The sequence below is a fragment of the Shewanella violacea DSS12 genome (assembly GCF_000091325.1).
GTDB lineage: Bacteria > Pseudomonadota > Gammaproteobacteria > Enterobacterales > Shewanellaceae > Shewanella > Shewanella violacea.
The window spans coordinates 2909769-2922588 of sequence record NC_014012.1; the positions used below are offsets into that span (position 1 = coordinate 2909769).

At 44.9% G+C, this 12820-nt stretch carries 10 protein-coding genes; 6 read left to right on the top strand and 4 right to left on the bottom strand.

The genetic code is table 11. From position 1 onward, the window contains the following. The first annotated feature begins 176 nt into the window (after positions 1–176). Positions 177–1037 carry a PAS domain-containing protein gene (locus tag SVI_RS12095; RefSeq protein ID WP_013051824.1) on the top strand — a complete coding sequence of 287 codons (861 nt, stop codon included), beginning with the start codon at positions 177–179 and terminating at the stop codon, positions 1035–1037. A 328-nt stretch (positions 1038–1365) separates the two neighbouring features. Then, positions 1366–1497 carry a hypothetical protein gene (locus tag SVI_RS22000; protein WP_013051826.1) on the top strand — a complete coding sequence of 44 codons (132 nt, stop codon included), beginning with the start codon at positions 1366–1368 and terminating at the stop codon, positions 1495–1497. Between the two features lie 131 nt (positions 1498–1628). On the opposite strand, the gene SVI_RS12100 is transcribed toward SVI_RS22000, so the two are convergent. Together SVI_RS12100 and rluC are read right to left on the bottom strand one after the other, a co-directional pair. Next, positions 1629–2279 carry an HAD-IIIA family hydrolase gene (locus SVI_RS12100; RefSeq protein WP_013051827.1) on the bottom strand — a complete coding sequence of 217 codons (651 nt, stop codon included), beginning with the start codon at positions 2277–2279 and terminating at the stop codon, positions 1629–1631. After that, complete coding sequence (rluC, locus tag SVI_RS12105) at positions 2276–3235, bottom strand: 23S rRNA pseudouridine(955/2504/2580) synthase RluC (RefSeq protein WP_013051828.1); 960 nt, start codon at positions 3233–3235, stop codon at positions 2276–2278. Before rluC ends, SVI_RS12100 begins: the two co-directional genes overlap by 4 nt. A gap of 589 nt (positions 3236–3824) precedes the next feature. Here rluC and rne point away from each other — a divergent pair. Both rne and SVI_RS12115 read left to right on the top strand, forming a co-directional pair. Beyond that, complete coding sequence (gene rne, locus SVI_RS12110) at positions 3825–7244, top strand: ribonuclease E (RefSeq protein ID WP_013051829.1); 3420 nt, start codon at positions 3825–3827, stop codon at positions 7242–7244. Positions 7245–7372: 128 nt separating this feature from the next. Next, entirely contained in the window at positions 7373–8929 is a 1557-nt protein-coding gene (locus SVI_RS12115; RefSeq protein WP_013051830.1) for a SulP family inorganic anion transporter, read from the top strand. A 78-nt stretch (positions 8930–9007) separates the two neighbouring features. On the opposite strand, the gene SVI_RS12120 is transcribed toward SVI_RS12115, so the two are convergent. After that, positions 9008–9910, bottom strand: coding sequence for a bifunctional methionine sulfoxide reductase B/A protein (locus tag SVI_RS12120; RefSeq protein ID WP_013051831.1), 903 nt, complete (start codon positions 9908–9910; stop codon positions 9008–9010). Positions 9911–10211: 301 nt separating this feature from the next. Between SVI_RS12120 and SVI_RS12125 the strand changes: the two genes are divergently transcribed. Both SVI_RS12125 and ylqF read left to right on the top strand, forming a co-directional pair. Further along, positions 10212–11051, top strand: coding sequence for an isopenicillin N synthase family dioxygenase (locus SVI_RS12125; RefSeq protein ID WP_013051832.1), 840 nt, complete (start codon positions 10212–10214; stop codon positions 11049–11051). 109 nt (positions 11052–11160) lie between these two features. Then, positions 11161–12099: a ribosome biogenesis GTPase YlqF gene (gene ylqF, locus SVI_RS12130; protein WP_013051833.1), complete on the top strand. Its 939-nt coding sequence runs from the start codon at positions 11161–11163 to the stop codon at positions 12097–12099. A gap of 129 nt (positions 12100–12228) precedes the next feature. Here the strand turns inward: ylqF and SVI_RS12135 are convergent, their stop codons facing one another. Beyond that, entirely contained in the window at positions 12229–12705 is a 477-nt protein-coding gene (locus SVI_RS12135; RefSeq protein ID WP_013051834.1) for a low molecular weight protein-tyrosine-phosphatase, read from the bottom strand. Positions 12706–12820 lie beyond the last annotated feature (115 nt).

Genomic DNA, 12820 nt, shown 5'->3' on the forward strand with positions numbered 1-12820 from the left:
CCAACAAAGTATTAAATCCGCTAAATGTGCTTACGCTCAACCAGATAGCCACTAAAATTAGTAATCTGCCATTAATGAGGAGTCCACTTGAGTCGTTAAACCAACTCATACATCTCACTCTGAATTGGCAAGAAGGTCTCGACTTGATGGCTTGTTAGATTTGGTGGGAATCGATAATGACAGATATTGAAGAAGCTCTCGCGCTATTAGTGGCGCCATGCACAGATGAACGTTTTTTCCAACGAGCTTTAAAGGCGCTCGCCCTCGTCACTCAATGTCGTTGGGCCGCTTTTTGTCGGCCATCACATAAAGGCAAGATCATAGAGATAGTAGCCTTTTGTGACTTACAACATAATCTCCCTGGATTTGAGTTTGATCTCCAAGGTTCTCCCTGTGAGTCCATCTACCAGCTAAAGTACCCCAATTGCCACATACTTTACCCTGATGGTCTACAAAGGACATTTCCAAATTCCCCCTGGATAAAGAAGCTCGGTGCCAACAGTTATCAAGCCGAAATCATCCTCAACGAAGATAAGACACCGATTGGGCACATACTCGTAATGGATACACTGTCCCAGACAGAGACGATGAAATCCAGGGAGTTTTTCAGGTTACTCGCCCACAGGATCGCCGTTGAATATAATAGATTGCTCATTTCACGGGAGATGGAAGTGCACAAACAGATGATTGCCCACACAGAACAATTAATGTCATTTGTGGATCTAAACTATCAATACCGAGTGATTTCTAAAGGATATAAAAAGGTTTTTAATCGCACTGCCAGCTCCCTCATAGGAACATCAGTCGCAGAGCTCCATGGCAAAGATGTTTTCGTCGATCATTTAAAGCCTTTAATAGATAGGGCATTAAAAGGAGAAACCCTAACGGCGCAAACCAAGATCCATCCCCCTCACCTCTGTGAACCTATTTATCTCAATATTCATCATAATCCTCATTATGACGACCAAGGTGAGATTGTCGGAGTCATCATCTCGGCCCATAAGATCACAGATCTACATCATGCCAAGGAAAGATAACCCATAACGCCAGTCATCTCCTTTAACCGGCTAACTCAGCCCCTGAGCGCTGTTTGAGTCAATGATGCAAAGCACGGCTCGACAGGAGGATCAGCCACAGCTGGCGGCTTTATATCTCGATCTTGATAGTTTAGGGCAGATAAACCATGCCTATTAGTCATCATCAGGGGATAAAATTCTTAATGACGTCGCTAAACCCATTAAACAAGCGGCAAGTACGCAAGAAGTGGCCGTAACAATTGCAGGAGATGATTAGATCCTGTTAGCCAGCTAAGGCGCAAGTAAGGCAAAGTTCAGGAAAAAGTATAGGAAATAGCATAGGGAGAAGTTGAAGTCAGCTTGGCTGCAGTTTTTGAACGACTTGGCTATGACGATAGATATCCAAGACCCCTGCTTAACGATATCGGCCTATGTGGGCCATGATGTGGTTGAAGCGTTTAATATGACGTGTCTGGTGTAAGAACTCAGGCTTTTAAAGATATGTACACAATAAGTAAATCCAATGACTCCGCTATTTTCCTTTCAAAATGGCGGAGCTATTTACTCACGCTCTTTCAGAGCCTGAAACTTAGATTTAACTAATTAGTAGAATTAGGTGATTAGGTGATTAAGCAAGTCCATCGGTGAACTGATCACCGCCTTAGGGTTAGCTTGGCTCAATTTTTCTTTGTCATGGGCACCATAATCAACACCTATGGCATGGATCCCTGCATTATTTGCCATATTAAGATCATGAATTGAATCACCAATCATCACGGCTTTATCCGGTGATATATCGAGTTCATTCAATAACTGCAAGATCATCTCAGGGCTAGGCTTACTTGCGGCTTCATCTGCACAGCGGCTTGCAACGAAATGTCCACCAAGGTCCGTCAGTGCTAACACTCGATTGAGACCCGCCCTAGCCTTACCTGTGGCCACGGCTAGCTTAAACCCTAGCTCATTGAGCTGAGTCAGCACCTCTTCGACACCATCAAACAAGGGGCTCGGAGTCTGATTAAGCTCTAAATATTGTTGGCGATAGACTTCTTTCATTTCGCCTTGTATCTGGGCGCTGGCATTTGGGTGAAGAATACTCAAGGCTTCATCCATAGATAAACCTATAATATCGCGTACAGCTTGTTCCGTTGGCATAGCCAAGTTCAAGATAACTGCAGACTCCTGCATACAGGCCACAATCTTGCCGACCGAGTCCATCAGGGTACCGTCCCAGTCAAAAATCACCAGTTCATACTGCTTCATACTTTCACCAACTTATCTAAAGTTTCAGTCAAGACAGGATCCAATGGCGCTTGAACGACCATAACTTCCTCTGTGCCTGGATGAATAAATCTCAATTGGGCTGCATGTAGGAATAATCGGTTCAAGCCGTGTACTCGCATGGAATCATCAAATCTTTGTTCACTGTACTTGTCATCACAGGCGATAGGATGGCCTGCATACTGACAATGTACACGGATCTGATGGGTTCTACCCGTTACTGGACTAGCTTGAACCAGCGTAGCACCTTGGTAGCGTTGCAAGATCTTGAAGCGAGTCTCACACTCCTTCCCCTCTTGATTAACCCGTACGATGCGCTCGCCTGATTTTAGGGTTAACTTGAGTAAGGGGGCCTTGATGACTTTATCACGGGCTTGCCAGGTTCCTTTGACCAAGGCCTGATAGTCTTTTTGCATCTTTTTAAATCTAAGTTGGTCGTGCAGGTGCCTTAAGGCACTGCGTTTCTTGGCGATCAATAATACCCCAGAGGTATCTTTATCGAGACGATGCACCAACTCTAGAAACTTCTGAGTTGGTCTTAAGGAGCGCATGGCTTCTATCACACCAAAATCGACACCACTACCACCATGGACCGCGATGCCTGAAGGTTTATTAAGCACTATGATAGATTTATCTTCGAATACGATTCTATCTTCTAGTTGCGATACCTTAGTTAATTTAGCTGAAGGTCCGGGACGGTCAGATCTATCTGATATTCTTACCGGTGGAATACGAACAATATCGCCATCCTGTAATTTATACTCAGGCTTGATACGTTTCTTGTTTACCCTCACTTCCCCCTTTCGCACGATCCGATAGATCATACTCTTAGGTACACCTTTTAATTTTGTCATTAAATAATTATCAATTCTCTGGCCAAGATGGTCTTCATCGATAGTGATTAATTGAACTTTTAGTTTAGGTGTTTCGGTATTCATGATGGGCCTTATCTACATCTGGGAGCGCATTGTACATCAAGTAACAAGAATATTATGCCTTTCCATTTGCTGAATTTATTGATTATTGCTATATTTCATCGGCGGTTGGGGATAATCAGTGAATAAAGTGTTCATAAAACCCTCACACCATGCGCAAGAAGTAGAGACTAAAATAATTTTCCATCTGTCGTAAATAGCTAATTTACAAGTCGTTTTGTGAGTATAAGACCGAAAAAACATGTTAACGACTAAACGGATAGGAAAACCCACATTACTAGGTGGTTTCTCTAAGAAATGCGTCCCAAATTCGAAGATTAATTTTAACTTATCATCAAACGTTCTCGATTCGATTTGGCATTACCGGAAAGTACCGAATAATTTATGGGGTTAGTTGTCGTTTTACAACGGATTCCTTGTTTTTGTAGATATTAAAAAATAAGCCATAAATGGATGCGACACGCAGAGACTGCGTCTAACAGAAATGCGCACCTTGCCTAGACACCAGCCGTGAGGCTTTATTTTAATGTTAGGCCCGTAATGCAACGAACATAGACGTTTGATGACCTTATTTTAGAAGAAAAACGTCATCATGAAACGGATGTTAATTAATGCGACTCAATCTGAAGAGTTGCGCGTAGCCCTAGTAGATGGGCAACAACTATATGATCTAGATATCGAAAGTCCAGGTCACGAGCAAAAGAAAGCCAATATATACAAGGGTAAAATTACCCGTGTAGAACCTTCTCTAGAAGCGGCATTTGTCGATTATGGAGCAGACCGTCATGGATTCCTGCCCCTTAAAGAGATTGCCAGAGAATACTTCCCTAAAGGTTACACTTTCCAAGGTCGCCCTAATATTAAAGAGGTGATTAAAGAAGGCCAAGAAGTCATAGTACAAATTGATAAAGAGGAACGTGGCAATAAAGGCGCCGCGTTAACTACTTTTATCAGTTTAGCGGGTTCATATCTGGTATTAATGCCAAACAATCCTCGTGCCGGCGGTATCTCTCGTCGTATCGAAGGTGATGAGCGTACTGAGCTAAAGGCTGCCTTATCCGAGCTAGCTGTCCCTAATGGCATGGGTTTAATTGTTCGTACTGCTGGTGTTGGCAAAGACTCAGCGGAACTTGCATGGGATCTAAAAGTACTGGAACATCATTGGACCGCAATTAAAGAAGCGTCTGTTGGTCGTCCCGCCCCTTTCCTTATTCACCAAGAAAGTAACGTCATCGTTCGTGCAATTCGCGACTATTTACGCCGTGATGTGGGTGAAGTTCTTATCGATCATCCGCGCATCTTCGAAGAAGCTAAACAACATGTAGCTTTGGTTCGCCCGGATTTCGCTGACAGAATCAAACATTACGATGCTGAAGTACCTCTGTTTACTCATTTCCAAATTGAGACACAGATCGAATCTGCATTCCAACGTGAAGTGCGTCTACCCTCTGGCGGTTCGATCGTTATCGACCCCACTGAAGCATTGACTTCAATCGATATCAACTCGGCTCGCGCCACTAAGGGTAGTGATATTGAAGAGACTGCGTTAAACACCAACCTAGAAGCTGCAGATGAAATTGCCCGTCAATTACGTCTTCGTGACTTGGGTGGACTCGTGGTTATTGACTTCATCGACATGACACCCGTACGTCATCAGCGTGAAGTTGAAAATAGAATGCGTGATGCGGTTCACTTAGATAGAGCCCGTGTTCAGTTAGGACGTATCTCTCGCTTTGGTTTGATGGAGATGTCACGTCAGCGCCTTAGACCTTCTCTGGAAGAGTCAGCTGCACATCTATGTCCACGTTGTCACGGTCAAGGCACCATTCGTGGCACTGAGTCATTAGCACTGTCTATTCTTCGTCTGATGGAAGAGGAAGCGATTAAAGAGAATACCTCTCAAATCGAAGCCATAGTGCCAGTCGATGTGGCCGCTTTCCTACTCAACGAGAAACGAAAAGCCATTCGCATCACAGAGCAACGCCATGATGTTGAAGTCTATGTGATCCCAGATCCAAATATGACCACACCGGATTACCGAGTCTCACGTCATCGCAAAGACGATCAGATAAGCGAAGCTAGCTATAAACTGCTTGAACAGCCTGTGTCTAATTTGTATGAGCCTCGTAAGCTTGAACGTGCAACGTCTCCAGAGCCCGCACTAAAAGGCTTCACCGCACCAGTAAAAGCACCAGAACCTAAAGCTAAGGCTGCAATAGCACCTAAGGCAACTGAAGAGCCAGGCTTAATCGCCAAGTTCTTCGCGGCAATTGGCGGACTATTCAAGGCTGAACCTAAGGCTGAAGAGCCTAAGAAGCAGAGCGAATCACCGAGTCAGAACCGTAATAACCGTCGTCCTGCTCGCAAGAATGATTCACGCCGTAACGACAGTCGCCGTAATCGTGATGATAAAGAACAATCAGGCGATAAAAATGAGCGTACTTCACGTCCAAGCCGTAATAAGCGTGCTGATTCAAATGAAGAACGCTCAGGCAAAGAGCAAAGCGATCAAGGCAAGCGTCAATCTCGTCATGACAACAAGCCGACTACTCGTACTCGTCCACAAGTACAGGTACAAGTACAAGTAGACGTTACTGAATCTACGGATACTACTGATGCGACTCCTAAGCAGGAAGTTGCCAGAGAGCGTCGTCAACGTAGAAATATGCGCAGAAAAGTGCGTATAGACAGTGAGAAGTCACTGAAGCTTGATGAGCAAAGCACTGAAGTAGTTGCAGCTGAAGTGATTGTAGAAACGGCTCCAACTTCGGTTAAAGAAGACAAGCAAGCTCGTCCTAAGCGTCAGCCTCGTAAAGCTAAGCCTAAGACTGATATTAAGGCTAATGATGACGTTCAAGTTGAGCAATCAAGTGAAAACGTAATTGTCGAAGTAGAGACCAAAGCACAAGACACTCAACAAAACCTTGATCTTGTTTCTCAAGATAGCTTGCCTGTTGAAACAAGTGCTGCTGAAGCTAGCTCAGATGAAACTAAAGCTGATGCTACAGATGATAAGCCTAGAGAAGGTCAGCGTCGTAGTCGTCGTAGCCCACGCCATCTTCGCGCTGCGGGTCAACGTCGTCGTCGTGAAGAAGATGACGGTGAGACGAGTGCTGATGCAGATGCAACTCCAGCCTTCATTCCTAATGAGACTGAAGTTGAATTCCAAGCGAATCAAGTTGCAGCAAGTGTAATTACTGAGGCAAAAGTCGAAGCTAAAACTCAATCGGCAACGGCTGCACCAGCTAAGCCTGCGGCTCCTGTTATTGCTTCAGTACCTGCTGAAAAGAAAGTCGAAGCTAGCACTGAAGCTCAATCAGCATCAGCGGCACCGACTAAGCCTGCAGCTCCTGTTCAAGCAGAGACTCAGGTTAAAGTTGAAGCTAAGGCTCAATCAGCCTCAGCTGCACCGGCTAAGCCTGCGGCTCCAGTACAAGTCGAAGCAAAAGCTGAAGCTCAATCGGCATCAGCTGCACCGACTAAACCTGCGGCGCCTGTGCAAACAGAAGCTCCAATGAAAGTCGAAGTAAAAGCTGAAGCTCAATCGGCATCAGCTGCACCGACTAAACCTGCGGCGCCTGTACAAACAGCAGCTCCAGTGAAAGTCGAAGCAAAAGCTGAAGCTCAATCGGCATCAGCTGCACCAGCTAAGACTGCGGATCCAGTGAAAGCTGAAGCTCCTGTACAAGCTAAGGCTGAAGTTAAAACCGCAACCGCAGCAGCTGTCAGACCAGCGACTCAGGTTAAAGTAGCAACTCAGGTCACCGCCGAAGTCAAAACAGAACCAGCAGTGCAAGCTAAAGTAGCAACGCCAGTCAAGACTGCCGTTAAAGCTAAAAGTACTAGTCGCTTTGGTACTATGGTAAGTTCAGACATGATCGCACCAGTGGTAGAAACGAGAGAAAACGTACAGACACCTAAAGGGCGTCAATACGAAGCATCCGAATCTTCACTAGCCGATGCTAAACCGAAAACAGCAAATTCAGCTAATTCGGATATGGTTCGTCCATAAACAACAAGTGAACTGTTAAATAAAAGCCATGCCTTAGGGCATGGCTTTTTTGTTCTCTTATTACGGTTAATTTGTTAGAATCCGCGATTAAACCCCTCCCAATACAACAATTTGATAACAGAGGCTAAATGTTCGATATAATTCGTCACAAAACTGCTAGCAGTAAAGCTGATCTACTCTCAGGCTTAACTGTCGCACTCGCACTGGTACCTGAAGCTGTCGCATTTGCTTTTGTCGCCGGTGTGGAGCCAATGGTGGGCCTCTATGCCGCTTTCATCATGGGTCTAATCACTGCACTCATAGGTGGACGTCCGGGCATGATCTCAGGCGCTACCGGTGCTATGGCCGTGGTCATGGTCGCCTTGGTCGCCGAGCACGGGGTGGCTTACCTCTTCGCCGCTGTTGTGTTAGCCGGTATACTCCAGGTCTCATTTGGCCTGCTCAAACTCGGGAAGTTTATTCGCATCGTGCCCTATCCTGTGATGATAGGTTTCGTCAATGGTTTAGCCATAGTCATCTTCTTAGCACAACTGGGTCAGTTTAAAGTACCTGATATTAATGGTGTTTTGACTTGGTTGCCCCAAGATCAACTCGCTCTGATGATTGGTCTAGTGGCGCTCACTATGGGCATAATACATTTCTTGCCTAAGCTAACCACAGCCATCCCCTCTTCACTCGTTGCTATTGTGACTGTCACCCTTATGGTGGTTTTCTTAGAGCTAGATACCCGTACAGTGTTAGACTTCCTCAAGTCCATGAGTGGTGATGAGAATGCAACCATAGCCGGAAGCTTACCTAGTTTCTCTATCCCTGCGGTGGCATTCAATTTAGAGACCCTGTATATCATTCTGCCTTACTCACTCATTCTTGCCGCTGTTGGTTTGATAGAGTCTCTGCTGACACTCACAGTTATCGATGAGATGACCAACACTCGTGGCAAAGGTAACAAGGAATGTATCGGCCAAGGTGTAGGTAACATCACCAGCGGTTTCTTCGGTGCCATGGGTGGTTGTGCCATGATTGGACAGTCAATGATCAACATCAACTCAGGTGGACGTGGTCGCCTGTCCGGTGTTACTGCGGCCTTGACACTGCTTGGTTTCATCCTGTTCGGTTCGGCTATGATAGAGATGATCCCCCTCGCCGCTCTGGTGGGTGTGATGTTTATGGTTGTTCTCGGTACATTCGAGTGGGCCAGCTTTAAGGTGATGCGTAAAGTGCCTAAACACGATGCCTTCGTCATTGTCTTGGTTACTGTTGTCACTGTGTTTACTGATTTGGCATTTGCCGTGTTCGTCGGTGTCATAGTCTCAGCCCTAGTATTTGCCTGGGAGCATGCTAAGCATATCAATGTAGAGATAACTGAAGATGCCAATGGTTGGAAAGTCTATAAACTCAACGGACCTCTATTCTTCGGTTCTGCGGCCGATTTCTTAGAATTATTCCACAACAATACCGATCCCGATGATGTGATAGTCGATTTCCAAAATTCACGTGTATGTGATCACTCGGCGCTGGATGCCATTGATACCCTAGCTGAACGATATGTGGCATCGGGTAAGAAGTTACATCTGCGTCACTTGAGCAATGACTGTAAGCGGTTACTGCATAAGGCAGGCGACTTGGTCGAAGTGAACCTTATCGAAGATCCTCACTATAAGATTGGCGATGATAAGCTAGATTAATTTCGAGTAATCAAGTCTGAATTCCAGACATAAAAAAGGCGAGCTTAGCTCGCCTTTTTTATATTTAACTCAATATCATCATTTCAACTTATCAGCAAAAATGGCTCTAAACTTCTCCACCTTAGGCCTCACGACCATTTGGCAATAAGCTTGCTCACCATTTTTCTCAAAATAGTCATTATGGACATTCTCTGCGCCATAGAAGGTATCAAAAGCCGAGATCTCTGTGACTATCGCCTTAGACCAGACCTGAGCTCGGGTTAACTCTTCTATCACCTGATTGGCCAGATCACCCTGTTCTTCATCATGGACGAAAACAACCGAGCGATATTGCGGACCAATATCATGACCTTGCTGATTCAAGGTGGTGGGATCATGACTCTGCCAAAACACTGCGAGTAAGTCCTTAAAGCTGATGATTTTTGGGTCAAATGCGATATGGACGACTTCGGCATGGGCGGTCATACCCGAGCAGACTGCATTATAATTTGCGCTTGCCTCATCACCGCCACAATATCCAGACTTAACTGAAGTAACCCCTTTAAGCTGAGTAAAAATAGCTTCGAAACACCAGAAACATCCCCCGCCAAGCGTCGCCAACTGATACTTGTTTGGCTTATCGGTTACAGCATTAGTCTTAAACACCATAGAAACGGAATTGACACAATGACGGGTATTTTTCTCAGTCAAATACTCACCTTCAAACACATGTCCCAGATGGGCATCACATTGAGCGCAGACAATCTCGACTCTGTGACCATCGGCATCGGTAACTCGTTTAACCGCCCCTTTGATCTCATCATCGAACGCTGGCCAGCCACAATGGGCATTAAACTTATGTTCAGATAAATACAGGGGCGCGTCACAACGTTTACACACATAACTCCCCAGTGCATCATGCAGATGGTACTCCCCGCTAAAAGGCCGTTCGGTGCCTTTTTCTTCAATCACATGTCGTTCAAAATCGGTGAGTTCACGCATACTTGTTACTCTTAATTTGTCGTATAGATTAGACCTAAGATCTTTATTTTCTCTTTCAAATATAAACGACGCAAGATAAACCGTTATTTATTGTCTGCTCGCCGAATTTTTGTAAAACTATTTTCCACTCACCTGTTCTCGCATATGTCTTTATTCTACAATTATTATTCCACACTAGAACCAAGGCTTATCTATTTAAGAAACAATGATGGGACGATATTCATCCCACTTAATTGCCCCTCAGCCTTAGCCTAGATAAACTAACCTGGGTTTATTATTATAAAAAGTTAAGAAGACAGAGATGATATTAGAAACAATCGATTATAAAGCACCCGATAGTGCAGCTAAGTTCGTCCAATCATTGAAAGATACCGGTTTTGGCGTGCTGGCTAATCATCCTATCGATAAGGCCTTAGTAGAAAAAATTTACACAGAATGGCAAGCCTTCTTCAACAGTGAAGACAAGCATGATTTTCTGTTTAAGCCTGAAACCCAAGATGGCTTCTTCCCTGCAGAAGTATCAGAAACGGCTAAAGGTCACACGGTTAAAGATATCAAGGAGTATTACCATGTCTATCCTTGGGGACGTATCCCTGAATCCTTAAAAGAGAACATCTTAGCTTACTATCAAGCTGCCAATGAGCTTGCTGAAGAGTTGCTTCAGTGGATAGAAGCGCATTCTCCCGAAGATGTTGCGGTAAATTACTCCATTGCCTTACCTAAGATGATTGAAGGCAGTCATAAGACCTTGCTGCGCATATTACATTACCCAGGAATGACTGGTGATGAAGAAGTGGGTGCTATCCGCGCCGCGGCTCATGAAGACATTAACCTTATTACTCTGTTACCCGCTGCGAATGAACCGGGTCTGCAGGTGAAAGGCCAAGACGGCGAATGGATTGACGTGCCTTGTGATTTCGGTAACCTGATCATCAATATCGGTGATATGTTGCAAGAAGCTTCCGGCGGTTACTTCCCATCGACCACCCATAGAGTGATCAATCCTGTGGGCACTGATATGTCTAAGCCTAGGGTATCCTTGCCGTTATTCTTACATCCAAATCCTGAGGTTGTGCTCTCTAGCCGTTACACGGCTGACAGTTATTTGATGGAACGATTGAGAGAATTAGGTGTTATCTAGTCACTAATCCAGTGACTTCCCATAAAAAAGCGCCTTAAGGCGCTTTTTTAGTGAAATTTTTCCCTAACAAGGTAAAATCCCCACATCAAAACTAATACAGAGCAATAAAATGGCTATTCAGTGGTATCCCGGACATATGCATAAAGCACGTAAAGAGATCGAAGAGGTCATGCCTCAGGTCGATCTTGTGATCGAGGTACTCGATGCGAGGATCCCATACAGCAGTGAGAATCCTGTTGTTTCAACACTTCGTGGTGACAAGCCCTGTATTAAGCTTTTAAACAAGTCAGACTTAGCCGATCCTGAAGTCACCCAAAGATGGATAGAATATCTGGAGCGGGAGCAAGGCGTTAAAGCCATGGCCATCACTACATTGCAAGCCGCACAAGTGAAGAAAATCCCTGACCTCTGCCGTAAATTTGTCCCAAGCCGGGACAAACTCGAAAAAGACATCCGTACCATGATCATGGGGATCCCCAACGTAGGTAAGTCCACCATCATCAATACTCTCGCAGGCCGTATGATTGCCAAGACAGGTAATGAACCTGCTGTGACCAAAGTGCAGCAGCGTATCAACTTAAGAAATGGCATAGTCTTATCTGATACCCCGGGTATTCTCTGGCCAAAAGTAGACAATGAAAAGAGCAGTTATCGCTTAGCTATCACTGGTGCTATCAAAGATACCGCCATGGAATATGAAGATGTCGCCATGTTTGCTGCCGAGTACTTTTTAAAGGCCTACCCAGAAGCGATTGCCGAGCGTTATAAGCTTACAGAGCTACCCGAGACCGATATCGAGTTATTGGAGGCCATTGGCCGAAAAAGAGGGGCACTGCGCCCAGGTGGACGTATCGACTTACATAAGGTATCAGAATTGGTCCTTCATGAATTCCGTTCAGGAAAAATGGGCCAACTTTCATTAGAAACGCCTGAAATGGCTGAACAAGAAAAAGCAGAAGTTGCGGTGATAATGGCTGAAAAGGCCGTGAAAGAAGAGAAAAGGAAAGAAAAAGCCAGACTCAAACAGGAAGGCAAGCGCCATAGATAACCTATGGATTACCTATAGCTAACCCATAGTTGCCTATTATTAATGAGTAAGGGAGCCAGAGCAGCCCTTACTCATGTCGTTTACATCGCTTGAATTAAGCCAATAAATACAAGGACTTGCACTTTATCATTAGCACTTAGTCTTGAGTATCCTCTGTACTAGGCTATCGCAGCTTAGCTCTAACAAGTCTAAAACCCGTTCGAAGCCATCCCCCGCACCATAATACGGATCTGGTACCTCCTGCACCTTATCGTTATCATCAAGATCCAGTATCAAGGCCAGTTTTGCTCGATATTGCTCAGGGCAACGCTCTGTTAAGTCTGCCAGATTTTGCTTATCAGCAGCTAATATCAGATCAAAATCGACAAAATCCGCCTGAGTCACCTGCCTTGCCATCATATTACTGAAATCAAATCCTCTTTTCATACCGGCAGCCACCGAGCGCTTATCGGGAGCTTGCCCGCTATGATTCGCTATCATCCCTGCCGAATCGATTCTAATATCTAAGCCATTTTGCTTAGCCTTATACCGAAACACAGCTTCGGCACTGGGCGAGCGGCATATGTTACCCAGACAAACAAAGAGTACAGAGTCAATTCGTTCCATATTAATACCAAGCCCCTTCAAGCAAATTTATTCAAACATAGCATTTATTCTTGTGGTAATTAAGCTTTCTCCCTAGCGGCCTAAGTACACAAAGTTATAATTTATTTCAAAATAT